This window comes from Sorangium sp. So ce1335, assembly GCF_051521615.1.
Lineage (GTDB): Bacteria > Myxococcota_A > Polyangia > Polyangiales > Polyangiaceae > Sorangium.
Genome location: NZ_CP150363.1, coordinates 10,432,995 through 10,447,787 on the forward strand (window position 1 = coordinate 10,432,995; position 14,793 = coordinate 10,447,787).

Annotated in this window: 16 protein-coding genes; 8 read left to right on the top strand and 8 right to left on the bottom strand. The window is 73.3% G+C overall.

Annotated features, from left to right (window positions below; all coding sequences use genetic code 11):
* Positions 1 to 912: 912 nt before the first annotated feature.
* Both WMF24_RS38970 and WMF24_RS38975 read right to left on the bottom strand, forming a co-directional pair.
* Entirely contained in the window at positions 913 to 2,079 is a 1,167-nt protein-coding gene (locus WMF24_RS38970) for a trypsin-like peptidase domain-containing protein (RefSeq protein WP_437732520.1), read from the bottom strand.
* The gene (locus WMF24_RS38975) at positions 2,076 to 2,570 is read right to left on the bottom strand and encodes a hypothetical protein (RefSeq protein WP_437732521.1); all 495 of its coding nucleotides are present in this window, start codon (positions 2,568 to 2,570) and stop codon (positions 2,076 to 2,078) included. The genes WMF24_RS38970 and WMF24_RS38975 overlap by 4 nt, the downstream gene beginning before the upstream one ends.
* Between WMF24_RS38975 and WMF24_RS38980 the strand changes: the two genes are divergently transcribed.
* Positions 2,569 to 2,709 carry a hypothetical protein gene (locus WMF24_RS38980; RefSeq protein WP_437732522.1) on the top strand — a complete coding sequence of 47 codons (141 nt, stop codon included), beginning with the start codon at positions 2,569 to 2,571 and terminating at the stop codon, positions 2,707 to 2,709. The two genes, WMF24_RS38975 and WMF24_RS38980, sit on opposite strands and share 2 nt — an antisense overlap.
* On the opposite strand, the gene WMF24_RS38985 is transcribed toward WMF24_RS38980, so the two are convergent.
* The 3 genes from WMF24_RS38985 to WMF24_RS38995 form a co-directional block, all read right to left on the bottom strand.
* The gene (locus WMF24_RS38985; RefSeq protein ID WP_437732523.1) at positions 2,706 to 3,875 is read right to left on the bottom strand and encodes a hypothetical protein; all 1,170 of its coding nucleotides are present in this window, start codon (positions 3,873 to 3,875) and stop codon (positions 2,706 to 2,708) included. The genes WMF24_RS38980 and WMF24_RS38985 overlap by 4 nt on opposite strands.
* A 50-nt stretch (positions 3,876 to 3,925) precedes the next feature.
* On the bottom strand, positions 3,926 to 5,905 hold the full coding sequence (gene nuoH, locus WMF24_RS38990) for an NADH-quinone oxidoreductase subunit NuoH (protein WP_437732524.1): 1,980 nt from the start codon (positions 5,903 to 5,905) through the stop codon (positions 3,926 to 3,928).
* Between the two features lie 98 nt (positions 5,906 to 6,003).
* On the bottom strand, positions 6,004 to 6,801 hold the full coding sequence (locus WMF24_RS38995) for an ABC transporter ATP-binding protein (RefSeq protein ID WP_437732525.1): 798 nt from the start codon (positions 6,799 to 6,801) through the stop codon (positions 6,004 to 6,006).
* Between the two features lie 90 nt (positions 6,802 to 6,891).
* Between WMF24_RS38995 and WMF24_RS39000 the strand changes: the two genes are divergently transcribed.
* The 6 genes from WMF24_RS39000 (at position 6,892) to folK (ending at position 11,368) form a co-directional block, all read left to right on the top strand.
* Entirely contained in the window at positions 6,892 to 7,632 is a 741-nt protein-coding gene (locus tag WMF24_RS39000; protein WP_437732526.1) for a polyhydroxyalkanoate synthesis regulator DNA-binding domain-containing protein, read from the top strand.
* A gap of 34 nt (positions 7,633 to 7,666) precedes the next feature.
* Complete coding sequence (locus WMF24_RS39005) at positions 7,667 to 8,353, top strand: sigma-70 family RNA polymerase sigma factor (protein WP_437732527.1); 687 nt, start codon at positions 7,667 to 7,669, stop codon at positions 8,351 to 8,353.
* Positions 8,350 to 9,228 carry an anti-sigma factor family protein gene (locus WMF24_RS39010; protein ID WP_437732528.1) on the top strand — a complete coding sequence of 293 codons (879 nt, stop codon included), beginning with the start codon at positions 8,350 to 8,352 and terminating at the stop codon, positions 9,226 to 9,228. The genes WMF24_RS39005 and WMF24_RS39010 overlap by 4 nt, the downstream gene beginning before the upstream one ends.
* A gap of 90 nt (positions 9,229 to 9,318) precedes the next feature.
* Positions 9,319 to 10,278, top strand: a complete 960-nt coding sequence (gene gshB, locus WMF24_RS39015; RefSeq protein ID WP_437732529.1) for a glutathione synthase — start codon at positions 9,319 to 9,321, stop codon at positions 10,276 to 10,278.
* A 219-nt stretch (positions 10,279 to 10,497) separates the two neighbouring features.
* Entirely contained in the window at positions 10,498 to 10,764 is a 267-nt protein-coding gene (locus tag WMF24_RS39020) for a hypothetical protein (RefSeq protein WP_437732530.1), read from the top strand.
* Between the two features lie 106 nt (positions 10,765 to 10,870).
* On the top strand, positions 10,871 to 11,368 hold the full coding sequence (gene folK, locus WMF24_RS39025) for a 2-amino-4-hydroxy-6-hydroxymethyldihydropteridine diphosphokinase (protein WP_437732531.1): 498 nt from the start codon (positions 10,871 to 10,873) through the stop codon (positions 11,366 to 11,368).
* A 147-nt stretch (positions 11,369 to 11,515) separates the two neighbouring features.
* Here folK and WMF24_RS39030 read toward each other — a convergent pair whose 3' ends face one another.
* The 3 genes from WMF24_RS39030 to WMF24_RS39040 are packed head-to-tail and all read right to left on the bottom strand — an operon-like array spanning position 11,516 to position 13,948.
* Entirely contained in the window at positions 11,516 to 12,079 is a 564-nt protein-coding gene (locus WMF24_RS39030) for a hypothetical protein (RefSeq protein ID WP_437732532.1), read from the bottom strand.
* 4 nt (positions 12,080 to 12,083) lie between these two features.
* Entirely contained in the window at positions 12,084 to 12,857 is a 774-nt protein-coding gene (locus WMF24_RS39035) for a 3'-5' exonuclease (protein WP_437732533.1), read from the bottom strand.
* Positions 12,854 to 13,948 carry a DsbA family protein gene (locus WMF24_RS39040; protein WP_437732534.1) on the bottom strand — a complete coding sequence of 365 codons (1,095 nt, stop codon included), beginning with the start codon at positions 13,946 to 13,948 and terminating at the stop codon, positions 12,854 to 12,856. The genes WMF24_RS39035 and WMF24_RS39040 overlap by 4 nt, the downstream gene beginning before the upstream one ends.
* Before the next feature lie 59 nt (positions 13,949 to 14,007).
* On the opposite strand from WMF24_RS39040, the gene WMF24_RS39045 reads away from it, so the two are divergent.
* A complete protein-coding gene (locus WMF24_RS39045) occupies positions 14,008 to 14,778 on the top strand; it encodes a response regulator (RefSeq protein WP_437732535.1) in 771 nt (256 codons plus the stop codon).
* The last annotated feature ends 15 nt before the right edge of the window (positions 14,779 to 14,793 follow it).

Genomic DNA, 14,793 nt, shown 5'->3' on the forward strand with positions numbered 1-14,793 from the left:
GTCAACGTCTCCGTCCTCACCGCACAGACAATGACGGTGGGGTTACGCCGGTCCGTGGGACGAGCCCAACTATGCTCGTCATGTCGCCGTGCTCCGCCGGCGCTTCCCCGACGTGCACGACCACGTAGTCAAGGACCTCTCGCCCTCCACCGGCAACGCCGCAGTCCGCGGAGTGGCCACCTTCCTCGCGGGGCTCGACGCCCTCGAGAATGGCACCGATCCGGACCGCGCCGCGACGAAGCAGGGCGACAAGAAGGCCGTCGCACTCCTCGCCACCCGCGGACTCGACAAGACAGAGCGAAAGCGTCTCAAGCGCCTTGTCGAATTGGCGCTCGGCCCGACATCGCCTCTGCCCGAGACGGCCGATTTTCCCGAGGCCGCGCGGCGGCGCGAGGCGCCGAATTCAAGGTATCCGACACACAAGCTCCGGCTTCCGGAGCGCTCCGGAAGCTTCCCGCGCGCGCCCGAGACCTTCGCGCGCGGTCCTGAAGCTTCGCGCGCGCTCCGGAAGCTTCCCGCGCGCTCCGGAGCACAAGATTTCGCGCACTTGGCGGCGTCCGCCGCCCCCCCGCGCCTTCGGGCGCGCGCCGGGGAACGAATTTCCCGGGAAATTCGGCCTTCCGACCCGCGCGCGAAGCTTCAAGACCACGCGCGAAGCTTCAGGACCGCGCGCGAAGCTTTCGTGCCACCCCCGAAGCCTCCGGTCGTGGGGTACTTCGGCCGATGGTGGGGTCCTTTGAACCGCCAAGACGCCATAAGACGCCAAGAAAACACAAAAATCTTGGCGTCTTATGGCGTCTTGGCGGTTCCATCATTCCGGCAGGGTGGGGGAGCTCCCCCACCACCAAGCGTCCCCGCCGCCCCCCCGAACCCTCCCCGCCACCGCCGGAGCCCTCCCGCCGGCCCCGCCCGTCAGCGCGGCGCCGACTCGAACCGCGGCGGCGCCTCGAACGTCTCGGCCAGGGTCCGGCGGTACTCGTCCGCCATCTGGACGAGCCCGTCGATGAGCAGCGCCGCGTCGTGGTCCGACGAGCCCTCCAGCGACGCCACGCACGAGATCGAGACCTCGTCGCCCGCGATCGACACGCGGAGCTCCCCCGTCGTCTGGTCGTTCATCGTGAGCAGGAACCTGTAGAACGGCTCGTGGTTCGCCGCCGGCAGGCCGACCACCGGCGCGCGCAACGTCAGCAGGCGCCCCGCCTCGTCGATCTCGACGTCCACCTGCGTCGCCGTCTCCGCCGCCGGGAACGGCCGCTGCGTGATGCGCCACGTCCTCGGGCCGATGCGCGCCCGGTTGGCGACGATGCCGAGCGCCGACAGGCCCTGGCGGATCATCCGCTCGGCACCGGCGCGGGCCGGGGACGGCGCGAACGCGTGCGGCAGCAGCCGGCCGCAGCCGAGGCACCTGTCGCTCTCGATGTCGAACGGCTCCTCGCACGCCGGGCAGCGGTAGACCGGCGCCCGCTCCCTGAGATCGACCAGCGGCCGGTCCGCCGAGGCGAGCAGCGGCTGGAACGAGCCCGCCGGCAGCACGACGCTGTGGCCCGGCAGCTCCCCCGCGGCGCCGGACGGCGCCGCGACGAGCCCGAGCACGCGCCCCTCCGGATCGAGCACCGGCGCGCCGAGGGGCGCCGCCACGTCGAGCTCGAACGCGGGGAGCTGCCCGTCGACCTTGCGCGCCACGTGGCACACCCGGGCGACGGCGAGGCGCAGGCTCTGCCCCGGCAGGCAGCTCAGCACCGCGACGCGCTCGCCGAGCCGCGGCTCGACGGGGGCGCGCACCGCGAGCGCCGCGACGCCCGGCGGCTCGCTCGGCGCGACGAGCGCCACGTCGCGGCCCACGTCGGCGGCGATCGCGCGCCCCGCCATGCTCCGCCCGTCCTCGAGCGTCAGCGCGACCTCCGTCGGGTAGCCGAGCCCGCGCCGGCTCGTCACGACCACGCCGTTGCCGAGCGCCACCCAGCCCGTCGTGACGAGCGCGCCGGCGCGGATCGCCACGATCGAGCGGCGCGCGCGGGCGACCCGCTCGTGCAAGAGCGCCAGATCGCCGTCGGCGTGCGCCGCGAGCTGCGACGTCATGGCGTGACGATCCTCGAGAGCGCCGTCATCAAGAGATCGATCGTGCCGGGCTTCGCGCCGTCGCGCTGCGCGTAGGCGACGATGTCGCGCAGCCGCTGCTCCGTCTTGACGGGCAGCTTCGTGCGCACGAGCAGCTCCGAGAGGGCGCCGATCGCGAGGAAGTGGCGGAGCATCGGGTCGGCCGGCGCGCGCTCGATCTCGCGCAGGTAGCGGCCGAGGTGCTCGCGCGCGAGCGCCGCCGTGGTGAGCGGATCGATGTGCAGCGGCTTCTCCTCCGGCACCTGCCCGCGCAGCGTCACGAGCCGCTCCATCGCGACGAACGCCGACTCCGCGACCCCGGCCGCGCCGCCGCGGCGCCCGCCGCCCTCGGCCTGGATGAGCTCGCGGGTCGCCGCCGCCGTGGCGCGGTAGAGGTGCGCCACCGCGTCCGGCATCGTGTCGCCGTGCTCGTAGATGGCCCGGAACACGGTGCACCGGATGAGGAGCACCATGACCCCCGGCCGCTCCTGGAAGCTGAGGGCCGTGCCGAGCACCTGCGCGTCCTTGAGGAGCTGGCAGAACCTGTCGGCCGGCGTGTTCGTCGACTCGGGGCGGGACGGGATGTTCTGGCGCGACGGCGGGTCGATCTAGACCTCCGGCAGCGCGGGCGGACGCACCGACACCGGCGTCGCCACGGCGGCCATCACGCTGGAGTTCGAGCGGCGGAACGGGACGGTGCGCGCGCTGCGGCGATCGCTGATCTGCGCCGGCGTGTCCGCGGCCGGCGCGTGCTCGCCCGAGAGCGGGATCGCGCTCGCCGGGCTCGGCCTCACGGCGCCGACCTCTGGCCCCGGCATCGCCGCGCTGCCGATCGCCTTCGACGCGGCGCCCCCGTCGTGCGCCGGCGGGAGGATGCCGGCCTTGGCCGAGGGCACGCCGCCGTTCCTCGCCGACGGGGTCACCGGCGCCGGGACGGACGCCAGCGACGGCGACAGGATGTCGGGGATCGCGTCCGCGTCGCGGATGGGCCGCGCGACCGACTCCGGCAGGCGCGGCAGCGGGGGCGCGGCCCACGCCGAGTGCTCCTCGTGCGGCGCCCGCACCGCCGAGTTCGGCGGCGGGGGCGCGGCGGCCCGCACCGACGGAGCGCTCGGCGAGCGGCCGGGGGTCGGCGGGATGGAGAAGCTCTTGAGGGGCCGGGCGCGGCCGGCCGACGCCCACGTCAGGCTCGCCCGCTGCTCCTCGGAGAACGGCGGCCGCGCGTCGAACCACGCGGCCATCGTCGCGCCGAGCCGCTGCGCCGCCTCGCCGGCCTCGCGGAGCGCCTGGCGCAGCGCCTCCGGCGTGAAGGCCGCGACGCGGCCGACGCGGCGGAGCAGCAGCAGATCGTCCCGGAGGCAGAGCCGGAAGGGCTCGGGGCCGCCGGAGAGCTCGAGCGCCGTCCGGAGCAGCGGCACCCGCTGCCGCTCCGCGACGCGCGCGACAGGGACGTCGATCGACACCCGCTCGTTCGCCGCGTCGAGCGCGACGAACAGCGTGGCGGCCCCGAGCGGGACGATCCACCCCACGCCGTCCTGCAGCGTCGTCGCCTGCACGCTCGTCCCGGCCTCTGCCGAGGCGCAGTGGGAGACGAAGCGCACCGGGTCGCGGGTCCGCCACGCCTCGATCGCGCTCCCGTCCCAGTCGGCCTCGGCGGGCGGCGGCTTGCGCGAGACCGACGGCGCACGGTCGACCCCGCACGCCTCGCACCGCGGCCCGCGCAGCGGGAAGCCGCACGCCGCGCAGAAATCGGAGGCCGGGCTCGACGGGACCGCCACGCCCGACAGCATACCTCAGCGCAAGGCCGAGGTGGCACCGGGCTTTGCTCTCACAGGAACGGATTCAGGTGGAGCGCGACCTTGGCCTGCCGCAGGTTGTACTGGACCCTGCGAATGAAGTGGACGAGCAGGTAGGCCCAGACGGCGAAGGTGACAACGCTGATGACGAGCTGGACCGTCTTGCTGACGCCGATCACCATCCACAGCGCCGTCAGCAGGAAGGCCCCGAACGAGAGCGGGACGAACCACTTCCAGCAGAGGTTCATCATCTGGTCGATCCGGACGCGCGGCAGCGTCCAGCGGATCCAGATGACGACGAAGACGAGCAGCCAGCTCTTCAGCAGGAAGAGGAAAACACCGAGGAGCTGGAGACCGAAGCTCGCCTCCTGCTGGGCCGGCGAGACGCCCGGGATCTGCCACCCGCCGAGGAAGAGCGCGCTCGCGATGCCGCACATCACGAAGACGTTCGCCCACTCGGCGAAGAAGAAGAAGAGGTACCGCATGCCCGAGTACTCGGTCGAGTAACCGGCGACGAGCTCGCTCTCCGCCTCGGGCAGGTCGAACGGCGCGCGGTTGCCCTCCGCGAGCGCCGTCGTGAAGTACAGGAAGAACAGCGCGAACGTGATCGGGTTGCGGAAGACGAACCAGTACCAGGGCCAGCCGCCCACGTCGAGGAACGAGGCCCCGGTGCCGCCCTGCGCGCCGATGATGTCCTGCAGGCGCAGCGAGCCGGTCATCATGACGATGCACACGATCGCGACCGCGCCGGGGATCTCGTAGCTGATGATCTGCGCCGCCGAGCGGATGCCGCCGAGGAGCGACCACTTGTTGTTCGACGCCCAGCCGCCGGTCATCAGGCCGATCGTGACGAGCGAGGTCACGGCGATGACGAACAGGATGCCGATGTCGAGGTCGGCCGCGATGAGGTACTGGCCGAACGGCATCACGACGAACGTCGCCGACACGCCGACGAAGACGAGGTAGGGCGCGAGCCGGAAGAGCGCCCTGTCGCTCTCGGCCGGGATGACGTCCTCCTTGAGGATCGACTTGATGCCGTCGGCGATCCACACGAGGAAGCCCTGCGGCCCGGCGCGGTTCGGCCCGATGCGCGACTGCATGCGCGCCGACACGCGGCGCTCGACCCAGGTGATGATCCCCGCGGTCGGCGCCATGAAGAGGAGGATGATCGCCGCGGCCACGCCGAGGAGGATCCCGGCGCCGAGCAGGTCGGTCGGCGCGCTCGCGTGGAACCCCTCGGTCGAGACCCGGACCTCGGACGGGGCCGCGTCGCCCCGCCGGACGCCGACGGTCGACAGCCGCTCGTGGCCGCTCGGGATCACGTCGCCCCTCGAGAGGACCTTCACGCCCTCGAAGCTCGTGATGACGTCGCCGGGGGCGATCTGCGCCCGGCTCGCGGGGCTCGCGTCGCGCACGCCCGTCACGACGAGCCCGCCGGACGGCGGCGACTCGGCCGCGACCTCGACGCCGAGGAACGCGAGCGCGCGCGCCCCCTCCTTCTCGCGCGCCTCGATGACGGCGCGGCGCGGGGTCGGCGGGATGAAGTCGATCGTGACCCCCCGCACCGTGCCCGCCACGGGGAGCGCCCCCTGCGTCGTCGCGGGGATCTCGACGACGACGTCGCCGTGGAACGTCGTGTGCACCGCGTCGTCGCCGCGGCCGGCGAAGCGCGCCTGTAGCCCCTCGGAGAAGACGAGCGAGACCTTGCTGCTGCTGATCTGCGCGCCGTCGATCTCGATGCTCTGGCCCGTGAGCGGCGCCTGGCCCGGGCGCCGCAGCGTCCCGCGGAACGTGACGACCGCCTCCTTCGCCTCGGCGGTCGGCAGGTTCGTCCCGAGGATCTCGATGCGGTCGCCGAGGTCGACCTCGCGCGGCACGACGTCGATCACGTTCAGCAGCTCGGGCGCCGTCCTGCTCCGGCCGCAGCCGGCCGCGCCGAGGAGCGCGACGAGGGCCAGCAGGCAGGGCAGGAAGCCTCGGGGGAGAGCTCTCCAGGGTGGAGATCCGCGCATGGGGCCGCTTATAAACCGCGCCGCGCAAACGGTCGAGATTGCGGAGGATCGCGCGCGGCCCTGGCCGCGGAAGGCCTGCGACTAGCGCGCCGCGCTACCTACCCGCGCGCGCTCCGGACGGGGAGGAAGTACCGGCTGCCGTCGAGCTCGTTCACGCCGACGTAGAGCTCTGCCTCGAACACGTCCTTGAGCCGGCGGTAGGTCATCACCTCCTCGATGGTGCCCTGCGCGACGAGCCGCCCCCCCTTGAGGAGCGCGACGCGGTCGGCGTACTGGGCGGCCGCGTTCAGGTCGTGCAGCACCGCGACGCAGGCGAGGCGCCGCTCGGCCACCTCCCTGCGCACGACCTCGTGGACCTCGATCGAGTGGCGGATGTCGAGGTGGGCCCCGGGCTCGTCGAGGATCAGCACCTGCGCCTCCTGCGCGAGCGCGCGGGCGATGGCGACCCGCTTCTGCTCGCCGCCGGACAGCTCGGCCACGGGCCGCCCCGCGAGGTCGGCGAGGTCGCAGGCGCCGAGGGCGCGGGCGACCGCCTCCTCGTCGCGGCCCGAGGCGCGCATCCAGGCGCCCTGGTGGGGCGCGCGGCCCATCATCACGACCTCGCGCACCGTGAACCCGGGCGCCGAGGCGATCCCCTGGGGCACGACCGCCACGCACCGCGCGATCGCCCGCCGGTCCATGCCGCCGATCGACCTCCCCAGCAGGCGCGCCTCCCCCCGCGCCGGCCGCAGGGCCCCGGAGAGGACCCGGACCAGCGTCGATTTTCCGGCGCCGTTCGGCCCGAGGACGGCGCAGAGCTCGCCCGCGCGCACCGCCAGGCTGATCCCTTCCAGCGCCAGCCTCCCGGTGGGATAGCTCGCGGTCACGTCACGCAGCTCGATCGCCGGCTCCTGCACGCCGCCTCGTTTTTTATCGAGTGATATCGAGTGATCTTCCCTTGCGCGAGGTTTCTACCAGTGGTCCAATCGACTCGAGGCGTAGAGGAGATGGAAACGGCGAAGGAGACCCTGGGGAGCGGCGAGGTACCGCGTCGCGTTATCAAGCGCTACTCCAATCGGAAGCTCTACGACACGAAGGACAGTCGCTACGTCACCCTGCAGCAGATCGGGGAGATGGTGCGGGCCGGTGAAGAGGTCCAGATCATCGACAACGCGACCAAGGAGGACAAGACCGAGGTCACGCTGGCGTTGATCATCTCGGAGGATCTCAAGTCGCAGCCGCGCTCCGTTCCGCTCGGCACGCTGAGGGATCTGATCCAGGAGCGCGGCGAGCGGCTGCTCTCGCAGCTCCGCGAGGGGCCGATCGGCCGGCTCATCCCCGGCGCGGTCCCCGGCGAGGGCGGCGCTCCCGTGCCGGGCGCCGCGCAGGCGCCCGCGCCGGAGCAGCCGGCCTCGGCGTCGCCGTCCCAGCCGCCGCCGCCGCTCGACGCGGACCGGTCGAGCCACGGGAAGGGCCGCCTGAGCGGCATCGTCGAGAGCTCGAAGCAGACGCTCGATCAGTGGCAGCAGGCCGTCGACGATCGCATCCTCTCGATCCTGCCGGGCATCGGGCTCGTCCGCGATCTCCAGGCCGATGTCAAGCGCCTGTCGCAGCGGATTGACGAGCTGGAGGCGAAGCTCCAGGAGCGCACGGGTCAACAGGTCGAGGGCTCGGCGCCCCTCCAGGTCGGCTCCGCCACGGACGAGCCCGCGGGTGAGGGTCAGGGGGGCGAGAGCAGGCCGGAATAGCCCTGACCGCTCCTCTGTTCCCCCCGTCGATCCCATGCCGTTCTTCTTCAGCAAGAAACCTGCGTCCGTAGCGCAGGACCTGTCGTTATCCAGCAGCGAGGGGGGGCGCGCGGACGCCTTCGAGGTCGAGCTGCTCGGTCATCTGGACACGCTGTACGGCGTGAGCTGCCGGATGACCAAGAGCTCGACCGAGGCGGAGGATCTGGTCCAGGACACCATCGTCAAGGCGATGCGCGCCCGGGATCAGTTCGAGCCCGGCACCAACCTCAAGGCCTGGTTGCTCCGGATCCTCACCAACACGTTCATCAACCGGTACCGGCGCGGCGGCCTCGAGCGAGGCATCTTCGAGGGCCCCGACGCCGAGCCGCTCACCGACGGCTGGGTCGGTGCGACGACGATGCGCGCGATGCGCGATCCGGAGACCCAGGCGCTCACGCCGCTCGTCGAGGCGGAGGTGCAGCGCGCGCTCGACGAGCTGCCCGAGGAGTTCCGCCTGGCGGTGGTGCTGTCGGACATCGAGGAGCTCTCCTACAAGGAGATCGCCGAGGCGATGGGGTGCCCGATCGGCACCGTGATGTCGCGGCTGCACCGGGGCCGCAAGCTCCTCCAGAAGACGCTGCGCGAGCACGCGGTCCTGATGGGCATCGTCAGCGACGACGCAGCGAAGGAGGCGCCCGCCGACCTGGACGCGTACCGCAAGCGAAAGCGAGGTGTCGCATGAGCGCCGCGAAGTCGATCGAGCGCTGTACGCGGTTCGAGTACGCGCTGTCGGCGTACGTCGACGGCGAGCTGGATCCGGATCACGCGGTGGACCTCGAGTCCCACCTCGTCCAGTGCCCGCCCTGCTTCGAGCAGGTGAAGATGCTGCGCTCGCTGCGCGCGAGCCTGAAGCGGGCGAAGCCCCCGGGGTGCCCGAACGCGCTCAGGGCGCGCGTCGCCTCGGCGATCGCGCACGAGCACGCGCGGGGCGCGGCGCGCGAGGCGGCGCAGTCGTTCGAGGCGAGGCCGCGCCTCATCCACAAGGGGTACGCCGCCGCGCTCGCCGTGGCCGCGGGCGTCGTCTTCATGGTGGGCGCGACGCGGCAGAAGGCCGCCGCGCCGGCGGCGGAGGCGGCGAGGGCCCCCGCGAAGGTGGAGGCCGACGCGGCGCGCGCCGAGAGCGTCGAGCTGCTGCTCGACGATCTCGTCACCCAGCACGCCCAGCCGCTGCCGCCGGAGACGACGAACCCGGAGGACCTGCCGCGCTTCGATCCGTTCGTCGGCGTGCCGGTCCGCAGGCCGGAGTTCCAGTCGATGCCCGTGAACTTCATGGGCGCCCGCGTGCACACGATGCGCCACCGGCGCGCGGCGTTGCTCCAGTACGTCGTGCGGGGCAACCACCGCGTGACGGTGTACCTCTTCAACTCGCGCGCGGTCCCGGTGCAGAAGGCGCAGCCGATCCTCCAGCCGCGCGTGGTGCGCGAGCGCCCCGTCTACGTGGGCAAGATCAACGGCTACTCCGTCGTCGCCGCCGAGCACAGCGGCGTCGGCTACGCGCTCGCCTCCGATCTCGGCGACGACCTCAGCACGCAGCTCGTCCTCGCTGCGATGCAGTGACAGCGCCCGCGCCCGCCCCGGCGGGCGCGCCGCTCTGCTCCCCTCCCCTTGGCCCCTCCCCTCCACCACCCCCAACCCGCGAGAGACCGCATGCGCTTCGTCTTCGTCATGGATCCGCTGAGCCGCGTGACGCACGACAAGGACACGACGTTCGCCTTCATCCGCGCGGCGCAGGCGCGCGGCCACGAGAGCTACCACTGCCTGCCGCGCGACCTCTCGATCGAGGGCGGCGAGGCGCACGCCTCGGCGACGCCGGTCCTCATCGGCGACGCGCCCCCGTACATCTCGCTCGACCTCGCGGGCGGCCCGCGCCGGCTCCGGCTCGGGGACGTCGACGCGATCTTCATCCGCAAGGACCCGCCGTTCGATCGCAGCTACCTCTACGCGACGCTGATCCTGGAGCGCGCGCGGCGCTGCCCCGTCATCGTGAACGACCCGCGCGGGCTGCGCGACGCCAACGAGAAGCTCTACGCGCTCAACTTCCCCGAGTGGACGCCGAGGACGCTGGTCAGCGCCGACCGCGAGCAGATCCACGCGTTCGTGCGCGACCTCGGCGGCACGGCGGTGATCAAGCCGCTGGACGGCGCGGGCGGCCTCGGCGTGCTGCAGATCAGCGAGCGCGACAAGAACGCGCGCGCCATCGCGGACATGATGACGAGCGAGGGGAGCCGCCTCGCGATGGTGCAGGAGTACCTCCCCGCGGTCGTCGAGGGCGACAAGCGCGTGCTCTTGCTCGACGGCGAGCCGCTCGGCGCCATCCTCCGGGTGCCGCGCGACGACGATCACCGCTCGAACATCCACGTCGGCGGGCGCGTCGTCTCGACGGAGCTGACGCCGCGCGAGCGCGATCTCGTGCGGGCGGTCGCGCCTCGCCTGCGCGCCGACGGCCTCTTCTTCGTGGGCCTCGACGTGATCGGCGAGCGCCTGACCGAGGTGAACGTCACGAGCCCGACGGGCATCCAGGAGCTCGGGCGCTTCACCGGCACGGATCCCGCCGGCAGGGTGATCGCCTGGGCCGAGGACCGGGCGCGCGGCCGGGCGCGCGCATGACCCGTCGCGCCCGGCCGCCAGGCGGCGGGCGGGCGCGCGGCCAGACCGCCCGCGGGTGGCGGTCGCGCCCGGGCGGCGTCCGGGAAGTTGGCCCGGATGCCTGGTTTCTGCGAAGGCTCCCGTATGGGCGAGTCATTCGAGCGATGTGCCGTATGTGAAGATCGCGAGCTGGACGGCCGGGAGGGCGGGTCGTCCGGGGATGCTCGCGCGAGGACGCGGATGGCGCGCGTCGTCATCCAGGGGCGCTCGCTGAGCCTGTGCCGGCCGCACGCGGCGACCGTGGCCGCCGCCATGCCGGAGACGTTCGAGGAGATGCGCGCGCTGTTCGTGGGCCTCCAGCGCGGACAGCAAGCGCAGAGCGACGCGTTCGTCGAGCGCCGCTCGCCCATCCCGCGCCGCAACCCCGAGGATCGGCGCGTCTTCCCCCCGCGGCCGGAAGGCCGCCGGCTCGGCGGAGGACGCCGCGCCACCGATCCGCGGGAGTGATCGCGGCGCCCGCGCAGACCATCGCGCCGGCGCTCGGCCCGCGTCGCTCGCGCGCCGGACGGCGGCGCGCCGCGAGCGGCCCCGGGCCGCGTGGTAGGTTCTCGCCATGAGATCCACGCGACGCGTCGTCATCGGGCTGGGGTCGAGCATGGGCGATCGTCTGGCGACGATCCGCGCCGCCATCGCGGCGCTCGACGCCGATCCCGATCTCGAGGTGGTCCGCGAGTCGCCGCGCTACGAGTCGCCGCCTGCAGGTGGCCCGCCGCAAGGCGACTACGTGAACGCCGCGGTGCTCGTCGCCACGTCGCTGCCCGCGCGCGAGATCCTCGAGCGCACCCTCGCCGTGGAGCGGTCGCTCGGGCGGATACGCCCTGATCCGGTGCGGTGGGGCCCGCGGACGATCGATCTGGATCTGCTCTGGATCGAGGGCGAGGCCGTCGCGGAGCTGGACCTCAAGGTGCCGCACCCGAGGCTGCACGAGCGGGCCTTCGCGCTGAGGCCGCTGCTCGACGTCGCCCCCGACGCGCGCGACCCGCGCACGGCCCTCGCGTACGCCTCGCTCGCCGAGGCGAGCGCGCCCATTCGCCGGCTCGATCCGAGCTGAACGGCGCGTGCCGCACGCGAGCTGAACGGCGCGTGCCGCACACGAGCTGAACGGCGCGTGCCGCACACGAGCTGAACGGCGCGTGCCGTGCGCCGCGGGAGCGCGCGCGCGCGCGACGCTCCGGCGCGGCGTCGCGCGAGCGCGCGCTCAGCGCGTCGGTGGCGCCCCGCCGGATCGACCCCGGAGCCCGGCGCTGCCGCCGGCGTAGGACGCAGCGCTGCCGATCGCGACCATGACGACGAGCAGCAGCGCCCATCCCAGGGCGCCCGCGGGAGCGCCCTCGGCGAGCGCGAGCGCCCACGCGAGCGTCGCGACGACGGCCCCGCTCGCGGCCGCCTCGCGCCGCCCGGCGCGCCCGCCGAACCGCCCCACGAGGTAGCCGCCCGCCACGCCGGCGAGCGCGAACGCGACGACGTTGAGCGCCACCATCGCGACCCGCACGCGGGCGGGCGCCTCGGCGTCCCCTGCCCCCTCGAGCATCCGGCGCAGCAGCGTGTTCACGAGCCCGGCGAGCGGCAGCCACGCGATGAACGTCGCCACCGTCCCGAGCGCGACCCAGTGCCACGGCGGGCGGTCCTCGCCCTCGTCGCCGCCGCCCTGCAACACCGGGAGCTTGCGCTTCTCCGGCGCGGCCGTCGCGCTCGGGGGGGGCGCCGCGCCGGGCGCGCCGCCTCCGACGAGCGGCAGGCGTCGCTTCGGCCCGTCGCCCATGACGTCAGCTCGGCTTCGTCGTCGGCGGCGCGGCGGCAGGAGCCTTCCGCCAGAGCTTCCGCGCTTCATCCTGCAGGCGAACGAGCCGCCGCTGCTCCTGGATCAGGCCGCCGTACGCGCGGGGCACCCGCGGATCCTTCGCCAGCGCGTACAGGACCTGGAGCGCCGCCTCGGCGTCGTCCGTCGCGCGGTGCGCCTTGTCCAGCGTGATCCCGAGCCGCGCGGCCATGTCGCCGAGGGCCCGGCTCTCCTCGTTCTTGTAGAGCTCGCGCGCGAACGTGAGCGGGTCGATCCAGTCGACCTCCCGCCGCATGGCGGGCGGCGGCTCGCGCGGGCGCATGCCCACGCGATCGAGCTCGGCGAGGAGGAACGATCGGTCGAACGCGGCGTTGTACGCCGCGGGGATCGCCCCCTTGAAGCAGGAGAGGATCTCCTCCGCGACCTCGGCGAACGACGGCTTGCCCTCGACATCCGCGTCCTTGATCCCGTGAATCGCGGTGCTCTCCGCGGGAATGGGCCGCCCTGGATGGATGAGCCAGTTGTAGCGGGTCAGGATCTGCCCGGCGCGGCCGATGACGATGCCGAGCTCGATGATGCGATCCCCGGCGGGGTCGCGCCCCGTGGTCTCGACGTCGACGAAGGCGATGGGCTGGTCGATCCAGGCGCTGCCCGCGTCGATCTCGGACGCGACGCCGACGGCGCGCACCTTGAGGAGGTGCGCGATCCCCGGGTAGTGCCGGCCCGTCGGGAAGCAGCCGCACGGGTCGGCGACCTTCAAGGCTTCCTCGGCTGGGCGGGCTGGGCAGGCTGGGCCGGTCCGGCGGAGGCGGCGGGGCGCGCGGCGCTGCCGGCCGCAGGCGCGGCGCCGCCGGCCGCGGGGGCCGCGCTGGCGCCGGGGGTCGCGGTCGCGGAAGCGGGCGCGTCGGTCGCGCCGGGCTGGGTGCCGGCCGGCTTCGGCGGCGCGGGCCGCGGCGTGTGGCCGAGGAGCTCCAGCTCGACCTTCACCCACTCCTCGAGATCCGCGGGCGGGTTCGTGAGGAGCTGCAGGTCGACCTCGCGGCCGTTGACGAAGACGAGGGGCGTCCCCTCGAGGCCGACCTCGTCCGCCTGCTTCTTGTCCTTGTCGATGCGCGCCTTCGTCTCGGGCGAGACGAGATCGGCGCGGAACTTCACCATGTCGAGCTTCAGCCGCTGCGCGTAGCGCTCGATGTCGGCCTGCTCCAGCTTGTCCTGGTTCTCGAAGAGCAGGTGGTGCATCTCCCAGAACTTGCCCTGGTTGAGCGCGGCGATCGCCGCGCGGGCGGCGGGCTCCCCGTGGACGTGCGCCGAGAGCGGATAGAACTTGAAGACCAGCCGCACCTGGCCGTCGAAGCGCTTCACGAGCTCCTCGAGCACCGGCGACATCAGCCGGCAGAACGGGCACTCGAAGTCGGCCCACTCGACGATCGTGATCGGCGCGTTGGGCGGCCCCATCTCGGGCGAGCCGTCCGTGGCGAGCGTCCGGACCTTGTTCGCGTCGAAGCGCATGTGGAACGCGTCGTCGCGCTCCTTCTTCGACCGGCCCTCCTTGACCTGCTTGAGCAGGAACTGCGCGGCAGGGAGGCACGCCTTGCACGCCCGCTGCTCCTTCACGCACTGCGCGATGCTCACGGGCGTGTCCGGGCACGGCGAGAGGAGCTCGGAGACCTGGGCGGCCCACTCTCGACGCTCGCGGGGCGTGAGCGAGGAGGTGTCCACCCCGGGGAGCGAGACCGACACCTCCGGGCTCGGAGCCGGCTTCGGCTCGCTCGAACCAGAATTCCCAGGACAGCCCGTGACGCTGATCGAAAACAGCGCGAGGAGCGGCAGCATCCAGCGCAGGAATGACATCGCGGCGCGAGCTTAGTCGGACCCTTTGCGAGATGCTAGCGCGGGTGTAGCGTCATCCCGTGCGGAGCGTCCTCTACCGCTTCCCGGATCTGCGACAGTTCGAGCAAATCGTGTGCGATCCAGAGGACGGCGACCTCGAGCTCGGCCTGCCCGCGGGGGAGGTGGTCGCCGACGGCGAGTGGGTGCTCGCCATCTTCGAGCTGGGCGAAGGCCGCCGCGCCACGTCGGCGGCCGCGTGCGCGTGCGTCTCGCCGGAGGGAGCGCGGCTCACATTCGAGCCGCGCGACTGGCGCCGCCTCGCCCGCTTCGCACAGGCGGAGGCGACCCGCTCGACGCCCGCGGGCGCCGCCGCGCGCCCCCGCGCCACGGGCGAGGTCCGTCCCGCCGCGGCGCCGGGCGACCAGGGCGCAGGCCCGGCGTCCTCGCCTCCGCGGCTGAGGGGCAGGGGCGCGCGGGTCCTCGTCGTCGACGACGATCCGGACGTGCGCGAGATGCTGTCGGCCATGCTCGCGGCCGTCGAGCTCGCCGTCGTCGCCGTCGGCAGCGCGGAGGAGGCGCTGGAGCGCGTCCGGGGCGCGGCGTTTCACCTCGTGATCCTCGACTGGCACCTCCCGAAGATGACCGGCATCGAGCTGTGCCGGACGCTTCGACAGGAGCCCGAGCTCCGCGATCTGCCCGTCCTCTTCCTGACGACGAACGCCTGCTCGCAGGACATGGCCCACGCCTTCGCCAGCGGTGCCGACGACTACATGGTGAAGCCGTTCCGCGCCCCCGAGCTCGGGGCGCGCCTCTTCAGCTTGCTCCGCCGGACCGGGCGCGGCGCCGCCTGAGCCGTCGCGCCGCGG

Bases quoted from the DNA above. Each gene is read 5' to 3' on its own strand.
- WMF24_RS38970 (WP_437732520.1), bottom strand. From the start codon at position 2,079: ATGACGTCGCAGCTCGCGGCGCACGCCGACGGCGATCTGGCGCTCTTG.
- WMF24_RS38980 (WP_437732522.1), top strand. From the start codon at position 2,569: ATGACCCCCGGCCGCTCCTGGAAGCTGAGGGCCGTGCCGAGCACCTGC.
- WMF24_RS38975 (WP_437732521.1), bottom strand. From the start codon at position 2,570: ATGGTGCTCCTCATCCGGTGCACCGTGTTCCGGGCCATCTACGAGCAC.
- nuoH (WP_437732524.1), bottom strand. From the start codon at position 5,905: ATGCGCGGATCTCCACCCTGGAGAGCTCTCCCCCGAGGCTTCCTGCCC.
- WMF24_RS39000 (WP_437732526.1), top strand. From the start codon at position 6,892: ATGGAAACGGCGAAGGAGACCCTGGGGAGCGGCGAGGTACCGCGTCGC.
- WMF24_RS39005 (WP_437732527.1), top strand. From the start codon at position 7,667: ATGCCGTTCTTCTTCAGCAAGAAACCTGCGTCCGTAGCGCAGGACCTG.
- WMF24_RS39010 (WP_437732528.1), top strand. From the start codon at position 8,350: ATGAGCGCCGCGAAGTCGATCGAGCGCTGTACGCGGTTCGAGTACGCG.
- gshB (WP_437732529.1), top strand. From the start codon at position 9,319: ATGCGCTTCGTCTTCGTCATGGATCCGCTGAGCCGCGTGACGCACGAC.
- WMF24_RS39020 (WP_437732530.1), top strand. From the start codon at position 10,498: ATGGCGCGCGTCGTCATCCAGGGGCGCTCGCTGAGCCTGTGCCGGCCG.
- folK (WP_437732531.1), top strand. From the start codon at position 10,871: ATGAGATCCACGCGACGCGTCGTCATCGGGCTGGGGTCGAGCATGGGC.
- WMF24_RS39030 (WP_437732532.1), bottom strand. From the start codon at position 12,079: ATGGGCGACGGGCCGAAGCGACGCCTGCCGCTCGTCGGAGGCGGCGCG.
- WMF24_RS39040 (WP_437732534.1), bottom strand. From the start codon at position 13,948: ATGTCATTCCTGCGCTGGATGCTGCCGCTCCTCGCGCTGTTTTCGATC.